Origin of the sequence: Pseudomonas sp. FSL R10-0399 (assembly GCF_009600165.1) — a bacterium.
Lineage (GTDB): Bacteria > Pseudomonadota > Gammaproteobacteria > Pseudomonadales > Pseudomonadaceae > Aquipseudomonas > Aquipseudomonas helleri.
Window position 1 is genome coordinate 17,964 of the sequence record NZ_WIWK01000016.1, and the last position, 20,046, is coordinate 38,009.

At 55.5% G+C, this 20,046-nt stretch carries 32 protein-coding genes and 1 tRNA gene; 13 read left to right on the plus strand and 20 right to left on the minus strand.

Annotated features, from left to right (window positions below):
- Window positions 1–205: 205 nt before the first annotated feature.
- Complete coding sequence (locus GHO41_RS07055; RefSeq protein WP_048371628.1) at window positions 206–484, minus strand: DUF3509 domain-containing protein; 279 nt, start codon at window positions 482–484, stop codon at window positions 206–208.
- Between the two features lie 311 nt (window positions 485–795).
- Here GHO41_RS07055 and GHO41_RS07060 point away from each other — a divergent pair, with 311 nt between their 5' ends.
- The 5 genes from GHO41_RS07060 (at window position 796) to GHO41_RS07080 (ending at window position 5,699) form a co-directional block, all read left to right on the plus strand.
- Window positions 796–1,329, plus strand: coding sequence for an ankyrin repeat domain-containing protein (locus GHO41_RS07060; RefSeq protein WP_153391734.1), 534 nt, complete (start codon window positions 796–798; stop codon window positions 1,327–1,329).
- Window positions 1,330–1,400: 71 nt separating this feature from the next.
- Entirely contained in the window at window positions 1,401–1,931 is a 531-nt protein-coding gene (locus tag GHO41_RS07065) for a hypothetical protein (RefSeq protein ID WP_153433250.1), read from the plus strand.
- A gap of 82 nt (window positions 1,932–2,013) precedes the next feature.
- The gene (locus GHO41_RS07070) at window positions 2,014–2,205 is read left to right on the plus strand and encodes a PLDc N-terminal domain-containing protein (protein WP_048371254.1); all 192 of its coding nucleotides are present in this window, start codon (window positions 2,014–2,016) and stop codon (window positions 2,203–2,205) included.
- Window positions 2,206–2,412: 207 nt separating this feature from the next.
- Window positions 2,413–3,288 (plus strand): polyamine aminopropyltransferase, encoded by an 876-nt coding sequence (gene speE, locus GHO41_RS07075; RefSeq protein ID WP_153433251.1) that lies wholly within the window; start codon window positions 2,413–2,415, stop codon window positions 3,286–3,288.
- 329 nt (window positions 3,289–3,617) lie between these two features.
- A complete protein-coding gene (locus tag GHO41_RS07080) occupies window positions 3,618–5,699 on the plus strand; it encodes an LTA synthase family protein (protein ID WP_153433252.1) in 2,082 nt (693 codons plus the stop codon).
- A 66-nt stretch (window positions 5,700–5,765) separates the two neighbouring features.
- Here GHO41_RS07080 and GHO41_RS07085 read toward each other — a convergent pair whose 3' ends face one another.
- Window positions 5,766–5,918, minus strand: a complete 153-nt coding sequence (locus GHO41_RS07085) for a DUF3309 family protein (protein ID WP_048371247.1) — start codon at window positions 5,916–5,918, stop codon at window positions 5,766–5,768.
- A 202-nt stretch (window positions 5,919–6,120) separates the two neighbouring features.
- Between GHO41_RS07085 and GHO41_RS07090 the strand changes: the two genes are divergently transcribed.
- Window positions 6,121–6,453 carry a YnfA family protein gene (locus tag GHO41_RS07090; protein ID WP_048371244.1) on the plus strand — a complete coding sequence of 111 codons (333 nt, stop codon included), beginning with the start codon at window positions 6,121–6,123 and terminating at the stop codon, window positions 6,451–6,453.
- Between the two features lie 175 nt (window positions 6,454–6,628).
- Entirely contained in the window at window positions 6,629–6,832 is a 204-nt protein-coding gene (locus GHO41_RS07095; RefSeq protein ID WP_048371242.1) for a carbon storage regulator, read from the plus strand.
- Here the strand turns inward: GHO41_RS07095 and GHO41_RS07100 are convergent.
- The 7 genes from GHO41_RS07100 to GHO41_RS07130 all read right to left on the minus strand — a co-directional run bounded on the left by GHO41_RS07100 (window position 6,829) and on the right by GHO41_RS07130 (window position 10,243).
- Window positions 6,829–7,056, minus strand: a complete 228-nt coding sequence (locus GHO41_RS07100) for a YheU family protein (RefSeq protein WP_016781468.1) — start codon at window positions 7,054–7,056, stop codon at window positions 6,829–6,831. The two genes, GHO41_RS07095 and GHO41_RS07100, sit on opposite strands and share 4 nt — an antisense overlap.
- Window positions 7,057–7,076: 20 nt before the next feature.
- On the minus strand, window positions 7,077–8,078 hold the full coding sequence (locus GHO41_RS07105; RefSeq protein ID WP_153330929.1) for a glycosyl transferase family protein: 1,002 nt from the start codon (window positions 8,076–8,078) through the stop codon (window positions 7,077–7,079).
- The gene (locus tag GHO41_RS07110; RefSeq protein ID WP_153330930.1) at window positions 8,075–8,410 is read right to left on the minus strand and encodes a TusE/DsrC/DsvC family sulfur relay protein; all 336 of its coding nucleotides are present in this window, start codon (window positions 8,408–8,410) and stop codon (window positions 8,075–8,077) included. Before GHO41_RS07110 ends, GHO41_RS07105 begins: the two co-directional genes overlap by 4 nt.
- A complete protein-coding gene (gene tusB, locus GHO41_RS07115; RefSeq protein ID WP_153330931.1) occupies window positions 8,407–8,706 on the minus strand; it encodes a sulfurtransferase complex subunit TusB in 300 nt (99 codons plus the stop codon). The genes GHO41_RS07110 and tusB overlap by 4 nt, the downstream gene beginning before the upstream one ends.
- On the minus strand, window positions 8,706–9,068 hold the full coding sequence (gene tusC / locus GHO41_RS07120) for a sulfurtransferase complex subunit TusC (protein ID WP_153330932.1): 363 nt from the start codon (window positions 9,066–9,068) through the stop codon (window positions 8,706–8,708). Before tusC ends, tusB begins: the two co-directional genes overlap by 1 nt.
- Before the next feature lies 1 nt (window position 9,069).
- Window positions 9,070–9,462, minus strand: a complete 393-nt coding sequence (gene tusD / locus GHO41_RS07125) for a sulfurtransferase complex subunit TusD (RefSeq protein WP_153433253.1) — start codon at window positions 9,460–9,462, stop codon at window positions 9,070–9,072.
- 109 nt (window positions 9,463–9,571) lie between these two features.
- Window positions 9,572–10,243, minus strand: a complete 672-nt coding sequence (locus tag GHO41_RS07130) for a Bax inhibitor-1/YccA family protein (RefSeq protein ID WP_048371231.1) — start codon at window positions 10,241–10,243, stop codon at window positions 9,572–9,574.
- Window positions 10,244–10,365: 122 nt separating this feature from the next.
- Here GHO41_RS07130 and GHO41_RS07135 point away from each other — a divergent pair.
- Window positions 10,366–10,453, plus strand: a tRNA-Ser gene (locus GHO41_RS07135).
- A gap of 128 nt (window positions 10,454–10,581) precedes the next feature.
- Here the strand turns inward: GHO41_RS07135 and GHO41_RS07140 are convergent.
- The 11 genes from GHO41_RS07140 to GHO41_RS07185 all read right to left on the minus strand — a co-directional run bounded on the left by GHO41_RS07140 (window position 10,582) and on the right by GHO41_RS07185 (window position 15,764).
- Window positions 10,582–11,631: a tyrosine-type recombinase/integrase gene (locus tag GHO41_RS07140; protein WP_153433254.1), complete on the minus strand. Its 1,050-nt coding sequence runs from the start codon at window positions 11,629–11,631 to the stop codon at window positions 10,582–10,584.
- A 1-nt stretch (window position 11,632) separates the two neighbouring features.
- The gene (locus GHO41_RS07145) at window positions 11,633–11,878 is read right to left on the minus strand and encodes a DUF4224 domain-containing protein (RefSeq protein ID WP_153433255.1); all 246 of its coding nucleotides are present in this window, start codon (window positions 11,876–11,878) and stop codon (window positions 11,633–11,635) included.
- The gene (locus GHO41_RS07150) at window positions 11,868–12,875 is read right to left on the minus strand and encodes a phosphoadenosine phosphosulfate reductase family protein (RefSeq protein ID WP_153433256.1); all 1,008 of its coding nucleotides are present in this window, start codon (window positions 12,873–12,875) and stop codon (window positions 11,868–11,870) included. Before GHO41_RS07150 ends, GHO41_RS07145 begins: the two co-directional genes overlap by 11 nt.
- Complete coding sequence (locus GHO41_RS07155; RefSeq protein ID WP_256678692.1) at window positions 12,872–13,213, minus strand: hypothetical protein; 342 nt, start codon at window positions 13,211–13,213, stop codon at window positions 12,872–12,874. Before GHO41_RS07155 ends, GHO41_RS07150 begins: the two co-directional genes overlap by 4 nt.
- On the minus strand, window positions 13,210–13,347 hold the full coding sequence (locus GHO41_RS07160) for a hypothetical protein (RefSeq protein ID WP_153433257.1): 138 nt from the start codon (window positions 13,345–13,347) through the stop codon (window positions 13,210–13,212). The genes GHO41_RS07155 and GHO41_RS07160 overlap by 4 nt, the downstream gene beginning before the upstream one ends.
- Before the next feature lie 42 nt (window positions 13,348–13,389).
- Window positions 13,390–13,716, minus strand: a complete 327-nt coding sequence (locus GHO41_RS07165) for a pyocin activator PrtN family protein (RefSeq protein WP_153433258.1) — start codon at window positions 13,714–13,716, stop codon at window positions 13,390–13,392.
- The gene (locus tag GHO41_RS29755; RefSeq protein ID WP_173430629.1) at window positions 13,706–13,849 is read right to left on the minus strand and encodes a hypothetical protein; all 144 of its coding nucleotides are present in this window, start codon (window positions 13,847–13,849) and stop codon (window positions 13,706–13,708) included. Before GHO41_RS29755 ends, GHO41_RS07165 begins: the two co-directional genes overlap by 11 nt.
- 25 nt (window positions 13,850–13,874) lie before the next feature.
- A complete protein-coding gene (locus GHO41_RS07170) occupies window positions 13,875–14,159 on the minus strand; it encodes a phage antirepressor KilAC domain-containing protein (RefSeq protein ID WP_153433259.1) in 285 nt (94 codons plus the stop codon).
- A gap of 8 nt (window positions 14,160–14,167) precedes the next feature.
- Window positions 14,168–14,761: a hypothetical protein gene (locus GHO41_RS07175; protein ID WP_153433260.1), complete on the minus strand. Its 594-nt coding sequence runs from the start codon at window positions 14,759–14,761 to the stop codon at window positions 14,168–14,170.
- Window positions 14,758–14,937, minus strand: coding sequence for a hypothetical protein (locus GHO41_RS07180; protein WP_153433261.1), 180 nt, complete (start codon window positions 14,935–14,937; stop codon window positions 14,758–14,760). The genes GHO41_RS07175 and GHO41_RS07180 overlap by 4 nt, the downstream gene beginning before the upstream one ends.
- 77 nt (window positions 14,938–15,014) lie before the next feature.
- Window positions 15,015–15,764 carry an XRE family transcriptional regulator gene (locus GHO41_RS07185; protein ID WP_153433262.1) on the minus strand — a complete coding sequence of 250 codons (750 nt, stop codon included), beginning with the start codon at window positions 15,762–15,764 and terminating at the stop codon, window positions 15,015–15,017.
- 101 nt (window positions 15,765–15,865) lie between these two features.
- On the opposite strand from GHO41_RS07185, the gene GHO41_RS07190 reads away from it, so the two are divergent.
- The 5 genes from GHO41_RS07190 to GHO41_RS07210 all read left to right on the plus strand — a co-directional run bounded on the left by GHO41_RS07190 (window position 15,866) and on the right by GHO41_RS07210 (window position 19,722).
- Window positions 15,866–16,093, plus strand: coding sequence for a helix-turn-helix transcriptional regulator (locus tag GHO41_RS07190; protein ID WP_153433263.1), 228 nt, complete (start codon window positions 15,866–15,868; stop codon window positions 16,091–16,093).
- A gap of 341 nt (window positions 16,094–16,434) precedes the next feature.
- Window positions 16,435–16,953 carry a phage regulatory CII family protein gene (locus tag GHO41_RS07195; RefSeq protein ID WP_153433264.1) on the plus strand — a complete coding sequence of 173 codons (519 nt, stop codon included), beginning with the start codon at window positions 16,435–16,437 and terminating at the stop codon, window positions 16,951–16,953.
- Entirely contained in the window at window positions 16,946–17,164 is a 219-nt protein-coding gene (locus GHO41_RS07200) for a TraR/DksA family transcriptional regulator (protein WP_371928864.1), read from the plus strand. Before GHO41_RS07195 ends, GHO41_RS07200 begins: the two co-directional genes overlap by 8 nt.
- Entirely contained in the window at window positions 17,154–19,370 is a 2,217-nt protein-coding gene (locus tag GHO41_RS07205; protein WP_153433265.1) for a VapE domain-containing protein, read from the plus strand. Before GHO41_RS07200 ends, GHO41_RS07205 begins: the two co-directional genes overlap by 11 nt.
- Window positions 19,363–19,722, plus strand: coding sequence for a hypothetical protein (locus tag GHO41_RS07210; protein ID WP_153433266.1), 360 nt, complete (start codon window positions 19,363–19,365; stop codon window positions 19,720–19,722). The genes GHO41_RS07205 and GHO41_RS07210 overlap by 8 nt, the downstream gene beginning before the upstream one ends.
- Window positions 19,723–20,046: the final 324 nt, after the last annotated feature.

Genomic DNA, 20,046 nt, shown 5'->3' on the forward strand with positions numbered 1-20,046 from the left:
GGAAAGATCGCGAGGCAAGCTCGCTCCTGCAGTTGGATCGCTTACATCCTGCAGTCGCTGACAAGGCACGAAGGCTGCGAGCGAACACCCCCGTAGCAGTTGACGAGCTTTGCGAGGCTACGTCCGGGCGCGCAGCGGCCGTAAAAATAGCCAAGATCAAAAGATCGCGAGGCAAGCTCGCTCCTACAGTTTGATCAGGCTTTTATCAGCGTGTGTGATAGGTTGGCAGGGCAAAGCGGTGCTGGCTTTGCAGCAGTGAAATGGTCGGCAGTTCGCTGGCCGTACCTGCCAGATCACGACGAATCGCGCTGATCACCCAAGTCAGTTGTTCTGCGGTGTGCAACTGCGCGTATGAAATGACCCGCTGAGTCTGTTTACCTTCGCTGTCACACAACGTCAGCAATACACCGCCATCCGGGCGGGGCTTAACGTTGACGGTGTAGTTCGAAAACAGGGACGCGAATTTTTCTTGGATCAGGCTCATGTCAATCAGCTCCATTAGCTCATCTGTGCTTGCATGGAGAGGTAGTTGCAGTGATTGTGCCAGCACGCCTGTCTAATAAAATCCTTTTAAATCAATGGCTTAGTTTTTAGTTAAGATGCAGGGTTCGTGCATTTTGCATGAATGGCCATCATGCATCCTGCATTTTGCCCAGTCACACAGTTTGTTGGCGCGTTTGTACAAGAGTCGTTTGCTGATTGATTGTCTCTATGCCGCACTTGAGTAAAAAGGGGATGACACCGTTGGCCGCTCTCGGGAAACTACGGCTTTCTGTAGCCAACCTGGAGCCTCATATGTCAGACAACAAGCCAGCCGATCAACAACGGCAGATGACCCCCGAGGAAGCGGCTGAGTTTGCCGAGCAGGTTTTCAATAAAGCCCGCGAAGGCGACGCCGCCATGCTGGCAGCTCTGATGAGCAAGGGCTTGCCGCCTAATTTGCGTAATCACAAGGGCGACACCTTGCTGATGCTGGCCAGCTATCACGGGCATGTTGACGCTGTGAAGGTATTGCTTGAGCACAAGGCTGACCCTGAAATTCGCAATGACAACGGTCAAAGCCCGATTGCTGGCGCGGCGTTCAAAGGCGATTTGGAGATGGTTAAAACCCTGATCGAGGGCGGGGCGCAGGTTGAAGGCGCTTCGTTTGACGGCCGTACCGCCTTGATGATGGCTGCGATGTTTAATCGCACCGAAATCATTAAGTACCTGATCAGCAAAGGCGCCGATCCAAAAGCCAAGGATGCCAATGAGGTCACCGCGCTGGATGCTGCCAAGACCATGGGCGCAAACGATAGCGTCGCACTGTTGAACGAGTTGTTGGGCTGATTACATGCCCTTGAGGCGCGCAATTGATATATCCTGCGCGCCCTCAATTTTCCTTGTGACAGGCCTTGCCCATGAAAAACACTCTCGTTGAACTCATCAGCAAAATCAGCTCTGGGTGCATGGGCGACGAAGAAATTGCAAAAATCGCTGATGAAGCAGCGCAGGCCTACGCTGATCAAGACGCTTTTCTGGCGGCAAACCCGGACATCAACTACGACGACACTTACCCTATTGCGTTGGGCGAGTGGGTCGTCATTGGCAGCCTGCCGGAAACCGTCCTGTTCCAGGCTGACACCTATGTCGACCTGTTCGCCCAGATCGTTGCCTCGTTTGGTCCTGGCGTGTCTTTCAACATCAAGCCCAAGCAACTGGCTAAAACCGAAGCGCTGACGGCGTTGAACCGTATCCAGATCCAGATGGGCAGCATGAACCCGGAGAACGGCGGCTATGTGCTGTTGAACCTGAGCCAGCCGCTGGATGATGAACTGCAAATGGTGCTGGTGTATGGCAATGACTTGCCGCGGGTGCTGGCCTTGTGTGCCGAGGTAGGTATCAGTGCTGCGCCTGCGCTGGAAGCGTTGAAGGTCGCTGTTCACGTTTGATGCCCGGCCTGCAATAAAAAAACGGAACCCTCGCCGCAGCTGACTATCCTAAGTAAACACGCACTCACTCAGGAGCATCACCATGGGGTCGACGTTTAATGGTCTGGTAGGTCTGATTATTCTGGCGCTGGATATTTGGGCCATCATCAATGTGCTCAAAAGTAACGTCGGAACCGGGATGAAAATCCTTTGGGTGCTGTTGATTATCTTCTTGCCGGTGCTCGGCCTCATTATCTGGGCCATCGCCGGGCCGCGAGGCAATGTGCGCATTTAAGTCGTCGGCCAGCGGGTGGCGACGGCTTTATTTGGCGCCACCCGCTGAGTTTGTCTGAGTCAAGGTTCGACCTGTCATGCTCGTCGTCGTAGAATGCGCGCCTTTCTTGGGCAGTTGAACGCGTGTACCGCAACAGTGGTAAACGCTCAAGCTGCCGATCATGGGCGGGTGACCGTCCGTTGCCATCTGCATTCAAAGGGACTTCCCATGACTGAAGTACTTAGCTCCGACTATCTCGAAACCCTCTACGAGGGTTATGGTCAGCGTTTTCGTATGGACAAGCTGCTGCACGAAGTGCGCACTGACCACCAGCGCCTGGTGATTTTCGAAAACCCGGTGATGGGCCGGGTCATGGCATTGGATGGCGTGATTCAGACCACGGAAAAGGATGAGTTCATCTACCACGAGATGCTGACTCATGTGCCGATTCTGGCGCACGGCACGGTCAAGCGCGTGCTGATCATTGGCGGCGGCGACGGTGGCATGCTGCGCGAAGTGACCAAGCATGTGGGCATTGAGCACATCACCATGGTCGAGATCGACGGCACCGTGGTTGAAATGTGCAAAGAGTTCTTGCCGAACCATTCCAAAGGGGCCTACGACGATCCGCGCCTGAATCTGGTGATCGATGACGGCATGCGCTTTGTGGCGACCACTGAAGAAAAGTTCGATGTGATCATTTCTGACTCCACCGATCCGATCGGGCCGGGTGAAGTGTTGTTCTCTGAAAACTTCTATCAAGCCTGCCATCGCTGCCTGAATGAAGGTGGTGTGCTGGTGACGCAAAACGGCACGCCGTTCATGCAACTGCAAGAAGTTAAAACCACCGCAGAGCGCATGCGTGGTTTGTTCGCCGATTGGCACTTCTATCAAGCGGCCGTGCCGACTTACATCGGCGGCTCGATGACCTTTGCCTGGGGCTCAACCAACAGTGATTACCGCAAGTTGCCGCTGGAGACCCTGCGTCAGCGCTTTATTGGCAGTGGCATTGTTACTCGCTATTACAACCCTGAAGTTCACCAAGGTTCGTTTGCCTTGCCGCAATACGTTTTGCAGGCGATTAACAAGCCAGGCAACGTTTAACGCGCAGTGAGTTACAGAAAGGGCCGAAAGGCCCTTTCTTATGTTTCAAATTATGCGTTTGCACAAAATTTTCACGTGCCGTCCATGACAATTTGCGTGCAAAATTTCGGCTCGGCTGCTTCTCAGAAGCCATTCACCTGGATTTCCAGTTCAGGTGTCGAGCCAAACCCTGTGCATTAAAGGGTGCAGTATCAGTGGTAAATCACCGGTGATCGTGCAACATTTGCCCGCCCGCGCATGACCTCCCTGCACGTGTGCCCTATAGGCGCAGGTGCTGGCCGTGCACAGAAAAGCCACTTCAACTTGAATCAATTGGGTCCTAAAACGACATGGCAAACCCGGACGCCTTAAAACAACAGAACGCTGCCCAGCGAATGTTGCAACCGACCGTCAAATCGCATCTGGCGTTTACGCTGCTCAGCGCCTTGATCATGATGCTGATGTTTACCCTGTTGCGGGTGGCATTGCTGGTTTACAACCGGGAAATGATCCTGGATACCCCGGCCTCAACGTTCCTCGAAGCCTTTTTCAATGGTCTGCGCTTTGACCTGCGCATCGTGGTTTATCTCAGCATCCCTTTGCTGTTGTCATTGCTCAGTGCGCATGCAATGCGACTGCGTGGCGCCATGCGTTTTTGGCTGACTGCCGCCTCCAGCCTGGCGCTGTTCCTGGGTCTGATGGAGATGGACTTCTACCGTGAATTCCACCAGCGCCTCAACGGTCTGGTCTTCCAATATGTGAAGGAAGACCCGAAAACCGTCATGAGCATGCTCTGGTACGGTTTCCCGGTGGTGCGTTACCTGCTGGCCTGGGCCGTCGGGACGGTGATCCTGTACTTTGCATTTAAAGGTGCAGACCGCGTAACCCGCACCCGTGCGACATCGGCTGCTGGCGCTGGTACTCAACGTGCCGTCGCGCCATGGTATGCGCGCATTGCTGTGTTCATGGTGATTCTGGTGGTGTGTGTGGTCGCTGCTCGCGGCACACTGCGCCAAGGTCCTCCACTGCGCTGGGGTGATGCCTACACGACGGATTCCAACTTCGCTAACCAGTTAGGGCTCAATGGTTCCTTGTCGCTGATTTCAGCGGCGCAGAGCCGCTTCTCGGATGAGCGCAGCAATATCTGGAAAGCCAACCTGCCGCAGCCTGAGGCTCAGCAGACCGTGCGCGACATGCTGCTGACCCCGAACGACAAACTGGTCGATGCGGACACCGCGCCTGTGCGCCGTGATACCACGCCACCAGAAGAAAAAACCCTGCCGATCAAGAACGTTGTCGTCATCTTGATGGAAAGCTTCGCCGGCCACTCGGTGGGTGCACTGGGACGTCCAGGCAACGTCACGCCTTACTTCGACAACCTGGCCAAAGAAGGCCTGCTGTTTGAGCGCTTCTTCTCCAACGGTACGCACACGCATCAGGGCATGTTCGCCACCATGGCGTGCTTCCCGAACCTGCCAGGTTTTGAATACCTGATGCAGACCCCGGAAGGCAGCCACAAGCTGTCCGGTCTGCCGGAGCTGCTGAGCGCCCGTAAATACGATGATGTGTATGTGTACAACGGTGATTTTGCCTGGGACAACCAGTCTGGTTTCTTCAGTAACCAAGGCATGACCACGTTCGTTGGCCGTAATGATTTCGTGAACCCGGTGTTCTCTGATCCTACGTGGGGCGTGTCCGACCAGGACATGTTCAACCGTGGCCTGGAAGAGCTGAAAAAGCGTGAAGGCAAAGAGCCGTTCTATGCCTTGCTGCAAACCCTGTCCAACCACACGCCGTATGCCTTGCCGACGCCACTGCCGGTTGAGCGGGTGACCGACCGTGGCTCGTTGAACGAGCATTTGACCGCCATGCGCTATTCGGACTGGGCGCTGGGTCAATTCTTTGAAAAGGCGCGTAAAGAGCCGTACTTCAAGGAAACCTTGTTTGTGATCGTAGGCGACCACGGTTTTGGTAACGAGCAGCAGATCTCCGAGATGGACCTTGGGCGTTTTAACGTTCCATTGCTGTTGATCGGGCCGGGCATCCAGGAGAAGTTTGGTGCGCGGGTTGATACCGTGGGTACGCAGATCGACATCGTACCGACCATCATGGGTCGTCTGGGTGGTGAGTTCCGCCAGCAATGCTGGGGCCGTGACCTGCTGAACCTGCCGGAAGGTGACAAAGGTTCAGGCGTGATCAAGCCATCGGGCAACGATCAGACGGTAGCCATCATCAGTGGCGATCATCTGCTGGTTCAGCCTAAAGACATGCCAGCCAAGGTATGGCAATACAACTTGGGCCCGAACCCGCAAGCCAAAGTAGTGACTGACTCGCCAGACGAAGCTGAACTGAAGAAGAAGCTTGAATCCTTCTTGCAGACAGCAACCAAAAGCTTGTTGGATAACACTGCGGGTGTCGTGGATCCGAAGTAAACCAGCGTGAAAAAAGAAGAGGCCTCAGGGCCTCTTTTTTTTGCGCGTAATGCCGTGACTACGGCGCTATATTTTGCCGAGCAAGAGCAGTATCAGCAGTACGACCAGTACGGTGCCGATAATACCGGACGGGCCGTAGCCCCAGTTTCGGGAGTGAGGGAAAACTGGCAGCCCGCCCACCAGCAGCAAGATCAGGATGATCAGAAGTATCAGGGTCATGACTATTTCCTCATTGATTATTGTCAGTAAGGACGGCGTTCAGTGGCGTTGAAACCACTGCTACGTACGCTCTTAATAAGTCCGACTTGCCGGGCGCGAAAATAATTCAACTTTTTATTCTGTGACGCGTGCTAAAGGTTGGCTATTGCCTGGCTGATGGGGCGCGAGTAGGGTGGCGCGCTGCCTAAGGAAGGAAGTATTCATGCTTAATTACGTTTGGTTTTTTTTGGCCGCGTTGTTTGAAATCGCAGGCTGCTACGGATTCTGGATGTGGCTGCGTCAAGGCAAGAGTGTGGTGTGGGTCGTGCCGGCAGTGTTGAGCCTGGCCGTTTTTGCCCTGCTCTTGACCAAGGTCGAGGCGGCATATGCGGGCCGGGCTTATGCCGCGTATGGCGGGATCTACATCGTGACGTCTATTGCCTGGTTGGCGGTGGTGGAGCGAGTCCGGCCATTGGGCTCTGACTGGATCGGACTGGTGCTGTGCGTGATAGGGGCAACGATCATTCTGTTGGGCCCACGTTTTTCGGCACCCTGAGCCAATACCCCTACTGATGAGGAATATTCAACAGCTGTAGCGTAGGACTTTTACCTGTGAGGTGTAGGCCTTAATCCAGATAGGAGTAAGCCCAAGCTGAATTGCTGTGTAAGGATTGAAGTACCGAATGACGCGGTTCAGTCTTCGTGGCCAGACACCTTTAAGGATAAGAGCCATGCAGATTCTAAAACGCGTAAGCGGCGAACGCTTCTCGATTGGCGAAGACATTATTGTCCATGTCATTGCCATCAGTGGCAGCCACGTACGCCTGGGGATTGATGCCCCCAGGAGCGTCAGCGTTCACCGGGGCGAAATCTACGACCGGATCAAAAATCAGGACCCCGGGCATTTGACCATTGGGCCGTTGAGCAAGCGTTAATCAAAGAACTCTTTGGGAACGGCATGTTTGGGCATCAACTGGCATTGCTGGCTTTCCAGATCAAAGAAGATCACGGCTTGCCCTTTGCTTAAGGCGTGACGCACCCGCAGGACACGTGTCTCTTGAGGGGTGTCATCACCGTTGTCGGTACCGTCGCGGCTGACGAAGTCTTCAATCAGGCGGGTGAGGGTGTCAGGTTCAAGCTGGTCGTAAGGAATTAGCATGAGGCGGTCTCGCAAATGAGTTAAATCGATTTGTCGCGGTTATCCCAATAACCCTGCGCCAACTCGAATGCTTGTTCTCGCGGTGTGCCCAGCCCGCGAAGGGCCAGGGCCATGGTCGAGAGCAGGGCCAGTTGCGGGTAACTGTCTTCGATCTCGCCCCGCCACAGTGCCTTGAGCTGCCCCGGCTCAAGTGAGGCCGGTTTCACGTGGCGTCGAGCTGACAGTGCTGGCCACTCTTCATCCCAATTGACGCCCGCCGTGGTGCCGTACAAATGGCTGATGGTGTCCGGGTTGATCTCGATTTCACCGCCGTCGCCTTTGATCACGATGCTGGTGTCTCCCAGCAAGCCGCTGGCTTCGCGGTGCACGCTTTGGTAGCCCGGATGGAAAATGCTTTGTAGGCCGCAGCGGGCGCCCAGCGGGTTCAAAATGCGCGCCAGTGAGTGAATGGGCGAGCGCAAACCCAAGGTGTTGCGCAGATCGATCATGCGCTGCAACTGCGGCGCCCAGTCCTGCAATGGCATAAAGGCCAGATGCTGGGTGTCGAGCGCAGTTTCAACGCTTTGCCAGTCGCGGCACAGCGGGATAGACAACTCGTCCAGCAGTTGTTCACTGTACAGTCGCCCTGCGGTATGAGCGCCGCCGCCGTGCATCACAATCCGCACACCGTTTTGCGCCAGGCATTTGGCAGCCAGCAGGTACCAGGGCAGGTGACGCTTCTTGCCTGCATAAGTCGGCCAGTCGATATCAACGTTGATTGCTGGCGCTGTCAGACGCTCACGCAAGGCTTCAGTGAAGCCGGCCAATTCCTCGGGGCTTTCTTCCTTGTGACGCAGCAACATCAGGAAGGCACCCAATTGCGTGTCCTCGACTTTTTCGTCAAGGAGCATGCCCATCGCCTCGCGCGCTTCTTCGCGGGTCAAGTTGCGGGCGCCGCGTTTACCTTTGCCCAGAATGCGCACAAATGGCGCGAAAGGGTGTTCGGCCGGGGTTTCTAATGTCAGCGCAGCAGGCGTATTCATAGGCAATTAGTCGGTTTTGGCAGGCCCGCCAGCTTGGCAGCGAGCTTGGCCGGTGTGCCATTAAACAGGCGGTTGAGGTGCAAGCTGTTGCCTTTTTCAGGGCCCAGATTGAGCGCGGTGTACTTGATCAGCGGGCGTGTCGCGGGTGACAGCTCGAACTCCTGATAAAAACTGCGCAACAGCTCAAGGATCTCCCAGTGCTCGGGGCTCAACTCGATCTGCGCCTCGGCCGCTAGTGCATGGGCGACCTCGGCAGACCAATCGTTAAGGTCGAGCAAATAGCCGTCTTTATCCAGCGCGATATGTTTACCGTTGAGAAGGAGGGTGTTCATAGCCAGCTGTTGACCTTGTCATAGTGAATCGACAGCTCGACGAAGGCCGGGTAATCCACCGCTGTCGCCCACTGTGGGCAGTCGATGTGGCGTGCGAGCAGGTCCTCTTCGAGGACAAAAAGCTTAAGCGTGGCGCTTTTTTCTTCCAGGGCCTTCAGAGGGCTGCTTTGAGGTTGTAGAGCGTAGACCGCGTCTCCTGTCAGTAACAGCGCGTCATCGGTGCCCAGAACGCGTAAGCAGCTGCTAAGGCGTGTGTCTGAAAAGGGCGAGTGGCTCAGGACGTGTAGAGTCGTCATCAGAGGGTTATCACTTGGTCAAAACGGTCAATTAGGGCGCGTACTTCATCGGTTGACAGGGCGTGTACATCGTCGACTGCCAGATGTGCGGGCGAAATGCCGCGCTCGGCCAGGCTGTGGCCGCAGGCAAACACGTCATCTACCCCGAACATCGACAGGGCTTGCAGATTGGCCTGAAGGTTTTTTTGTTGCAGCGCGGCCGCGTTTTGTCCGGGAACGAGCTGGAATACCCCATCGTCCATAAACATCAGTGCAATCGGCAAATCGAATGCGCCCCCCGCCAACACAAGGTCCAACGCCTCTTTGGCGCCTGGACCCGACCATGGCGCCTGGCGGCTGATAATCAACAGCGACTTAGCCATATCAAGGCCCTCCGAAGCAGATCAGTCGATCAGCCGATTGAATCGCGTCGTGTAACTGGCCCAGGCCAGACAATTCCCATGGCGCTTGCAGATTGACCGCCGGGCGCTCATAGCGCGCTGCTTCATCTTCATTCAATACACCGCGGCGCAGGGCTGCGGCAATACATACCACGCCGTCCAGCTGATGTTGGCTGACGAACGCGGCCCACTGCTGCGCGATATTTTGCTCGTCTTGCGGTGTGACCACATTGCTCGAGGCGCTGTGCACACCGTCTTGATAGAAGAACAGCCGCACGATCTCGTGACCGCTTGCCAGCACTGCCTCGGCAAAACGCAGGGCGCGGCGAGAAGAGGGGGCATGGGCTGCTGAATAAAGGGCAATGGCAAATTTCATGGTGAGCTCTGTCAGCAAATCTGCGGCAATGATAAAGGCAGATGCTCAAAGATGCTTGCAGCGGGCAACAAAAAGCCCGCCGAAGCGGGCTTTCGTGTAGCGGGGTCAATCAGTCGTCGCTGCTCATGATGCCGAAAATTTGCAGCAGGCTGATAAACAGGTTGTAGATCGAAACATACAGGCTGATGGTCGCCATGATGTAGTTACGCTCGCCGCCATGAATGATGGCGCTGGTCTGGAACAAGATGCAGACCGAAGAAAACAGCACAAAACCTGCGCTGATAGCCAGTTGCAGGCCGCTGACCTGGAAGAAGAAGCTGGCAACTACGGCGCCCAGCAGGACAAAGAAGCCTGCGGTGATAAAGCCGCCCAGGAAGCTCATGTCCTTGCGAGTGATCAGCACATAAGCAGAAAGGCCGCCAAACACCAGCGCGGTCATGGCAAATGCCGAGCTGACAACCTCAGCGCCGCCCTGCATGCCCAAGTAACGGTTGAGGATTGGGCCCAACAAAAAGCCCATGAAACCGGTCAAGGCGAAAGTAGACACCAGGCCCCAAGCCGAATCACGCAGCTTGTTGGTCAAGAAAAACAGCCCGTAGAAACCGATCAGCACCACGAAAATATTCGGGTAACCGACCCGCATCTGTTGAGCGACATAAGCCATCACGCCGCTGAATGCGAGCGTCAAAGCCAGTAAACCGTAAGTGTTACGCAGGACGCGGCTAACCTCTAGCTGCTCAGCCTGCACGCTGTTATTAACGGCGTAATCCTGTTCGCGCATGGCGATACTCCTGTGGTTTGAAATGTTAAGTAGCAAAGATCATAGCAGAGGCTCTGAAACAAGCGATCAAGAGAGTTTGACAACGTGTTTCATTCAGGTATTATGGCGCCCGCAACAACATAGGAGGTGTGGCCGAGTGGTTTAAGGCAACGGTCTTGAAAACCGTCGACTGTAACAGGTCCTAGAGTTCGAATCTCTACGCCTCCGCCATATTGCTACACCGACAGAGCCCGCATTTAGCGGGCTTTGTCGTTTCTGAGGTTTGGGGAAGGGGCTGCTCAAGGGCGGTTTTGGGTGAAGCGTTCCAAAACTTTTTAGCATGTGTTCCATAACTCAGCTCATTTTGACGGGTTGGCGGTCGCTCCGATGCGCCTGTAAACCCGCTGCGTAATATCTCCCTCAGTGTGCCCCAGCAGCAAACTTGCCTCGCCGATATCCTTGATTTCCGATGCGGCCTTGGGTCGGATATCCCTGAATTGGAATGCGGCGATCTTGTCCGCTAGTACAGAATCTTTTTCCATTAGTGCAGCTGTCTTGGCCGATTCTCTCGCTTCATCCCAACGCTTGCGCAACATTGTTGCAGTCATGCGCCTACCTGTTTTGCTTACAATCAAATAGCTCGTGACAAGTTTAGAGTTTCGTTCGGCTATTTGGCTTAGCAACTTTCCAAGGCTGTTAGCTTGTCCATCAGCGTTCACGCGGATTCTGAGGCGCTTTCCGGTCTTATTCTGTTGAACCATCAAATATCCGCCCTCTACATCGTCCTTACGCATCATCAATACGTCAGCAGGGCGCTGGCCTGTCAGGTAGGCCAAATCCATAGCGTCTTTCAGTTCCTGGGGGGCTTTGTTGTAAACAGCAGTCCACACCACATCGTTAGCGTAATAGTCGCGCGGTTTTTCGCGGTTCTTGCGCACGCCCTGGCACGGATTCTCTTTTGTAGTGAGACCCCACTCTCTGGCCATGTTGAATACATGGGACAGGGTGGCGATCTCGCGGTTGGCTCGAACCTTGGCAGTCCTCGCGTCTCGGTACCCGGCAATCGTTGCCGGCGTTATCGAGTCGATCGGCGCGTCATCAAACAGCTCTCGCAGCTTCTTCAGCTCGGCCAGGTTGTCCCTTTGCGTGCGTGGTGCCTTTTTCGGAATGATGTCGCGGGTGTAGCGATCAAAGATGCCTTTCATGGTCAGCAGGTCCAAGGGTTTTTCCTTGGCTTCCAACTGCGCCCATTTGATTCGCGCCTGATCGAGGTCGCTACCCAGCGGAATATCTTTGCCCTGGGCGTCGCGGTAGTAGTAGGCAACCCAGACTTTCCCGTATTTACGCTGACGTGTGCGTCGATACATGTGCGGCGGAAGATTCTGGTTTTCGGTTTTACGTGGACGCATATCAACTTACTCGGGAAAAATCAGGGGTCCAAGACGGTGCTGCCGGGGGCGGTGCTGGTGCGGTCGAGAGGGGGGGTGGGGTGATCCCGAGTTTCATACGGGTAAACATCCGTCCAACCAGCGGGCGGCCTCCACGGCTCTCAACAAAGACCCAGTTGCGATCCTTGAGCCATTGGCGTTGGTAGCCCCGGTGTTTGTAGCCAGTCAGCTCGGCTAGCTCTTCCTCTGAGAGAATTTCAGTTTCCATGGGTGTATATCCTTTTCTCCGATGTGCTTACTGGTTCCGAGGCTGAGTCGCACAGGCCGTATGCGCTGGAGCAGGCCGTCGCATCTGTTGCAATCATCAAGTCATACTGGATGCCGCCTCGGGAAGTCTTCGACCATTCAACTGCCTGGCGGATGCTTGCGATCTCCATCACCTGAAGAGCTGTCATATCTGCGATTGAGCCTTTTGGATGCTTTGCATTAGAACCAGCAAAAAACGTAGCAGCGCCACGCTTGCTGGCTTGTTGTACCAGTCTCTCCCAGCGGTCAATTCGATCAATGACCTCCGGGAAGCGCAGGGCAATCTCTCGCAGCTCATCTTTTCTGCAGTTGATGCAAGGCATACAGCCGACGCGGCCCATGCCTTGGGAGTAGAGGGGGTTTGGTTTTATACCCATGTAGCGGTGTGCTTCGAATACCGTGGAGATATCCCATCGCAAGATCGGTCGATAATTAAACAGACCGCCGCCCACTTCGTCGCACTCGGGCAGGTATCGCCTATTGAGAGACTCATCGGCGCGAACTCCCTGCCAGCTCATTATCATGTCGCCCCTGTCCATCATTGGCATGACAACTTGCTCAAGCATTGGGTCGCGTTTGAGTTCCATGGTGCAGAATTGGGCCTTGCGGCTTGGGAACCGCCCTTTCCAGATGCAGAGATCTAGGAATGGGTTGCCAGTGGGTTGTAATACATCGAGAGCAGCCAACACCACTGATTCGTCTATACCTTGTTCGCGCCATTTGGTTTCGATGAACTTGCGCTTTCCGGCGATCTGCTGGGTGAAATCAGCTCGAACACGAATGATTTTGGTATGTGTAGCTTGTTCTAGGTAGTCGAGATACGCGTACGTCTGCTCATGCTCGTTGCCGGTGTCTGCGAAGACAGCTTGAAGATTTTCAGCTTCTAGGGCGATCGCCACTAGTAGTGTCGCGGTCGAGTCTTTTCCGCCGCTGACACTGACGATGTTGTGGACGCTCATATTGCATCCTTCGCAGGCAGTTGGCCTGGCTCGATGGTTTTGTGTTGTTTTTGTTTGTTCTGTGTTCCTCGGTGGAGCTCGCAACCGGAATTCTTGGTGGGGCGCTTATACCCCACCACAAGCTGCGCGGGCGGGCGGTTCTTAGCGTTTAGCGGCGCATCAACGTGGGCTGCCTCGCGCAGCTTTTTGTGGGGTATAAGCACCCCGGCAGTGGCGCTAAGAGCGTTAGTAATGCCTGCTGCTGCGCAGCAGAGACTGTTTTTTACAGGCGTGGCGATCCCGCTGGCGTTGCGGATCAAAGCGGACAGGGGCAGGCGGTTGGTCAGTGAGTACGTCATGCCGCTTTTCTCCGAGTGCTGGTAGTAAGTTGATTCTTCTGCCCATCGGTCAGGCCGTGGCGGTAACCGATCCAATAAAGCAGTGCCGCGCTGCATATCAAAAAGATCAGCGCGCTGATCTGGATAGAAGTCATGTGGTGTGCTCCTGGTGTGGCGCTGGTGGTGGCAGCGCTGGGCTAGTCGTCTTTATCCGGTGTATCGCTTTGCGGTCTGGCTAGTTCCTCGTCAGCCTTGTAGGCGCGAATGTCGATCAGCGCGGCTACATGGCGGATGTGCGCGAACTTTGGCGCTTTGCGGCTGCTATGCAGCACCGTGACGGGCAACTGAATGCGTCCGCTGAGGATTTCAGCTGCAAACGACTGCTCGTTTAGATGGCGGAAGTACTGCACGCGCAGCTTGTCGAGGGGGATCAGCACGTCGCCGAAGTTGCGATAGAGCAGTTCAACGGTGGCCGGGTCCGGTGCTGGCAGTAACCGCAGTGGGGTTTGATGGTCATTGCTCATGATCGGGTTTGCTCGATTTGGTTTTATGTCGGGCTGGGTGGTTCCAGGCATTCAGGCAGTGGCGCTTGGTCAGCTCGCGTAAATGTTCCGGCACTTCAAGGAGCGCAGCGTTGCGCTCCTCGCGTGTCGGCATGGCCACGATCTGCCGAGCGTATTCCCTAGGCCACGTCACGGTGGTCAGCCGGGATTGGTGGAAGGGCAAGCCCCAACTGCTCGGCCAGCCAAGCAATACCGGGCTGCCGTACCCGTGTTGATTGGCTGTATTGCATGCCGAGTTCTGCGTGGTACCAGTTGCTATCCTTAATCCGCAGATACTCGCGATCCCGAGCAGGGAAGGCGGGCAAGTTGCGATCATTGAGCAAGCCTTTTTCGCGCATGAGCTTGATTAGTTTTGGCCGGGTCGTGCCCAAGCGCGCGGCGGCCTTGGCGAGAGTGCGCTCCATAACGCCCCCTAAGCTGCGAGCGCGGCAGAAACTGCCGACGTAGCCAAATGTTCAAGCGACTGGAGTAGCTGTTTATAGCTGCGCTGATCGTCGCCAGAAGTTGTAAAGCACTGAGTGCGCGGGCAGTTGTCGCCGGTGGCCAGAATCGACGTCATGCCTTGACGGCCTGGCGTGCGATGTACGGCGAGATTGACGACTTCATCCAGACCGATGTCGAGCATCAATGAGCCGCCTTTACGCACCAGCTGGTGCAGTTGCTCGTGTTGATTGGAGTCCAGCAACTGGCCGCAATCGACAGATTCAGCGCTGTTGCGTGGCGTTGCCGGCTCGGCGGTATCGATACGACCGTTGGCGATCGACTCTATAAAGTCAGCGAGCACCAGGTGCGTATCTTGGTCGGGGTCGCACACGGTAAGGCTGTGCTTCTCGTCGCCAGTAAAAATTGTGAAGAGCGTGCCGGAAGAACTGCGCTCAACTTCAAGCACGAAAATCAACGGCAGGTTGGTGTTTTTAAAACTGCACAAGTGACGAAACGTGCCGTTCAAATTGACCTGCGCAGCCAGCAGGCGAAGGGTTTTATCAGCCAAAGAAAACCGGTTCATGCTGCATGCCCTCCGTTGTTTGGATCGAACGGGGCAGGGCGGTTGCTATGGGGGACCAGTCGGGGCTTGTGGTTGTGGAGGATGACCAAGCAACCGGTGGTGGTTTGCAGTTGCTCGATCAGTCGACGGTTACTGGCGCACGTTGGGTGTACGTGCAGGGTTGCTGTGGTGTGCATGGTATTGCCTCGCTCTGTGGTGGGAGAGTGAGGCAAATATCACGCATCGTGCTTATCTGTGTCAATCCAAATCGTGATTAAATATCTGAGGCGGAGTGTAGGAAGCGTGATGATTTCAGAATCCCGCCCACGAGATGTATTTCCTCTACGTCATTCTGGTCTATATGAACGGTTGCGTGCTCCGCATTGACGCTATCAAGCCGGTACATTCCATCGCGCAAGTAAATGAACTCCTTGATCATGGTCCTGCCGGAAGTCGTACGCACCATCACTTCATCACCGCTGACAAAGCTTTTGTTAGGTTCAACAAGTACAAATTCACCATTTTTAATTCGCGGGAGCATGCTGTCACCTAAAACCCTTAGGCCGTATGCATCAGGATCATCACTATGGATTTTAAGGTACCCATCCCCATGGCCCTGCGGGAAGTCTAAGGCTTCAAAATAACCCGAGTTACCTAGTTGCGCGTTCCCCATCACTGGGACTACCCCTTTTTTTGCCCAGCCTACGTTGCTGCTAACAGGTTGATTTTTGTCGGTCGAGCGCCCTGAATCGCGAGTGAGACGATCCTCAGAGCGGACGCGGCCTTGAATGTTGTCAGGAAGTGAATCCAATTCTGAGCGATCCCTGCCGGCTACTAGGTCGGGCAAAGTGGTGTCGAGAGCTAGTGCGATTTTCTCCAAATCCTCTAGGTTGGGCTGGCGAGTTCCTTTTTCGTAGTTACCGATTCGCGATTGGGATTCCCACCCGCAGGCAAAAGCAAGGGCCTGCTGACTCATTCCCTTTGCTTTTCTTAGTTGTTTGATGCGTAAGCCAAGTGTGTTCATGTGATTTTTTTACCACGATTTGAATAGTTTTATTCTCACTATCTGTGTTGAAAGCTTCACGATTCGTGTTTATTATGGCGTCGACTCATTGGAGGCACACCATGAACTGCATTGCAGAGCAAAGAGCAAAGTCAGGTATCAAGCAGCGAGATTTGGTCGCGGCGCTGGGTTGGACTCAAACGCGGCTCAGTAATTATGAATCTGGCCGGCGTACTGCTGGACTAGTCGAATGTCGAGCAATAGTCGGTGCTTTTAACCAGCTCGGAGTGAAATGTACTTTAGATGACATCTTCCCTCCCGGTATAAATGCTTCGGCTCAAGCAGCATAAGAAGCTGTAAAGAAAAAAGGCGACCAATAAGGCCGCCCAGTTCCTCCCGGCACACACCACCACAGTGTCGCCGGGTCGCGGTAAAGGTAGGCGGGCACACCACATGCAATTCCGCCTTCCTTTACCGCGCTTTCCAAGGCTCGGAAGCTTTGGGTTGCTGCCTTCTCCACCACAGATCTGGCAGCTGTTGCGCCAGAGGTGAGCGACGGATCGCTTGCCTCGGCACGGTGCCGGTTTTGGTCTTGCGGACCTAGCCGGCTTTTTGGGCCCATTCAAGCCACGCGGCAAATGTACCACCACAACGCGCCGCGCGGCACTGGCAACATTCAAGGATTAATGCCATGAGCCGTATTGCTCTTAGTTGCACCCAGCGAGCGCAGCGCGAAATTCTGCCGCTCGATTTGGCGCTGTATCACGCTGCACGTGACTATCCGGGTGGCGCTGCTGCCATCGCCGCGACCACTGGCCGCAATCCCACAACGTTGCAGCACAAGCTTTCCCCGACTCATCCAAGCCACACGGTGAACGTTCAAGAGTTCGCCGAGATCCTGGAACTGACCAAAGACCGCCGCATTCTGGATGCGGTGCACGCGTTGGTGGGCGACACGATCTGGCAGGAACTGTCCGAGTCCTATACCGCTGATATGCCCGAGACGCTGACCACTGGCATTGCGATGTACTTTCGCCAAGTGGCCGATCTGGCCGACACCTGGGCCAAGAGCATTGGCGACGGCATTGTGTGCGACAGCGAGCTGGCCGAAATACGCCTGCAGGTGTTCCGCGGCATCCAAGGCTTGTTGGGCCTGTACAGCCGCGCCTGTTACGTCAATTCAACCACGCGAGGTGCAGACCGTGGCTGATATCGCTGACTTTGCTAATGACTTGGTGCAGGAGCGTATCGACTTGGCTCTGGCAGCGCGCAAAGCGCAGCCGGTGTTTGCGTCTTACGAATTTTGTGTGGACTGCAATTCATCCATTCCCATGGCCCGCCGTTTGGCCGTCATCAGTTGCATGCGCTGTGCAGCCTGCCAACAACTCAATGAACAAGTAGGTACCCGTTATGCTCGATGACGTTCTCGGTCAATTCGCTGACCACGGCCTTGAGCCTTCGCAACCACTGACGTTCGGCAAGCTGACTCGCTGCAAGACCACGCAGGACAAGGGCAAGGAGAAAAACGGCTGGTACGTCATCCATGAGCACCGCACCGAGAAAAATGAAGTCCTGATTTTCGGCAGCTTCGGTGATTGGCGTTCGGGCGACAGCAACAAGATCAAGGTTAAGGCTGGGCGCATGAGCCAGGAAGAGCGTGAAGTGATGCGCGCTCGCCAAGAGGAAGGCAAACGCCGCGCAGCTGAGATAGCTGCCAATGCTGCCCGTCGCGCTGCCAACCGTGCCTCGGGCCTGTTCAAGCGCATGCCGGAAAAGGGCCGCAGTGCCTATCTGGATCGTAAACAAATCGTCGGTATGGGCGTGCGTTATGCGCCGCGCTCGGGTGCGGTGTTAGTGCCAATGAGCAACGTACGGGATCAGATCGTCGGGCTGCAGGTTATCTACCCCGAGAAGCAACAGGATACGGGCCGTGACAAATCCTACTGGCCCTATGGCATGTCCAAAGAGGGCGCTTTTCACCTGATTGGCCCCCATCCCGAGCCGGGCGAACCGGTTCTGGTATGTGAGGGCTACGCCACTGGCGTCAGTCTGCATATGGCCACCTCGCTGACGGTGGCCATTGCTTTTGACGCGGGCAATTTGAGCGTAGTGGCCAAGGCCATGCGTGAGCGTTTCCCTGGCCGCGCATTGATCGTGTGTCGAGACGACGACTGGAAAACCAAGCGCCCTAATGGCGAGCCCTGGAACCCTGGCGAAGAGAAGGGCAGTAACGCCGCGTTGATCGTGGGCGGTCAGGTGGTTGGCCCGGTGTTCTCGGGCGAGCGCGATATCAAGTGGACCGACTTCAACGACCTGCATTGTGCCGAAGGTTTAGACGCTGTTCGCCGCCAGGTGTTGTCGGTGGTCAGGCCCCCAGCTGCAGGTGGTTGGAAAGATCAGTTGGCACGCACCGAAAACGGCTCATTGATCGCGCACATGCAAAACGTCGAATTGATCCTGGGCAACGATGAGCGCTGGGCCGGTGTTATCAGCTTCAGTGCTTTTAGCTCCAAGATTGTCAAAGTCCGCACCCCGCCTTATGGCGGTGGAACCGGGGATTGGAGCGACATCGATGACATCCGCGTGATGAAGTGGCTGGCCCAGCAATACAACCTGCGCGTTAAAGCCTCCAGCGTGATCGAGGCGGTCAGTGTTGTGGCTCATGACAACTCGTTTCATCCGGTTCGCAACTACCTGAATAACCTTGAGTGGGATCGCGTGCCTCGCCTTGATACTTGGCTGAATACGGTGATGGGCGTGACCCAAAGCGGCTACAGCGCCAAGGTCGGCAAGCGCTGGATGATCTCTGCCGTAGCGCGGGTGATGCGTCCCGGCTGCAAGGCTGACTCGGTCATGATTCTTGAAGGCGGGCAAGGTGAGGGTAAGTCCACAGCCATGAGTATTCTGGGTGGCGACTGGTTTATGGATACGCCGTTTGCCTTGGGCGACAAGGACGGTTTTCAGGCGATTCGTGGCAAATGGATCATTGAGCTGGGCGAGCTGGACAGCTTCAACAAGGCTGAGAGTACCAAGGCCAAGCAGTTTTTTTCGGCGTCTACCGACACCTACCGCGAGAGCTACGGCCGAAGAACAAATGATGTGCCACGCCAGTGTGTTTTCGTGGGTACGACCAACCAGGACGAATACCTCAAAGACGCCACGGGTAACCGTCGTTATTGGCCGGTGGCGTGCACCAAGGTCGACCTGGTGCAGTTGCGCGAGATCCGCGACCAGCTATGGGCCGAGGCGATGTTTTGCTATGAGGCGGGCGAGATCTGGTGGGTTAACCGCGACGAAGCCGCGATGTTCTCTGAAGCTCAAGATGAACGCTTTGTGGTGGATGAGTGGGAAGGCCCGATTCTGACTTGGCTGGAAGAATCGCAGATTGGCGAAACCACCACTGGTAGCGAAGTCCTGGCCAGCGCGCTGAAACTCGACTTCGGTCACTGGGGCAAACCCGAACAAATGCGCGTCGGCGCGATCATGCACCGTCTTGGATGGCGTCGTGTGCGTCTGCCTGCTCTGGCTAAAAGCGGCCAGCGTCCTTGGGCGTACAAGAAGCCGGATAACTGGGGCGGTTACTCAGCCTTGCAGGTGCAGAAGTTCGAGGAGCCTTGCTTTGATTAAGCACATCGACACGATGCTCAAGCTTTGGGCTGAAGATCTGCACAGTGAGGTACCCGAAGGCGCAGGCGGCGGCAACATGATTGCCATGCTGATAGAAACCAAGGGCGAGTTGATTCGTGGCACACGGGGCAGCCGGGTGCTGCTCGATGAATCGGCGGACATTGAGTTGATCGTCAACAAGCATTTGCCACCGCAGTTGTCGTTGGTGGTGCGTGAACACTACTGCAACCACGACAGCTTTCTGTCGCAGAAGTACACCCACTGCGGCTGTAGCCGCGACACCTACTATCAGCGCTTGCACCAGGCTCATGAGTGCATCGCAGAACTGCTGCTCGGGAAAAAAGCAGCGTGACCCATACCTTCGCCTTCCGTTTGCCCCGTCAACTACCCATGGCCCGCCTTGTCCCGCTGCTAGTAATGGCAGTGGGTCAGGCGCAAGCCGCGTCTGTATTGGCTTGTCCCACTGTCTCGCCTCTATCAGCCCTTGCGCATGTGAGCGTAGCGGGCAGCAATACGCGCGCTTCACGCGCACGCGTGTTTTTATAAATGCTTCTACATACGAGAAAAAAGCAAAAGAGGTAGGACGGTGGGTCACAGCCTTTGATTTAGGCGCTTTCCCTTGTCCCACTTTAATTTTGAACAGTGGGGCAGGGCAGACAGCCCCCAAAAGCGCTAG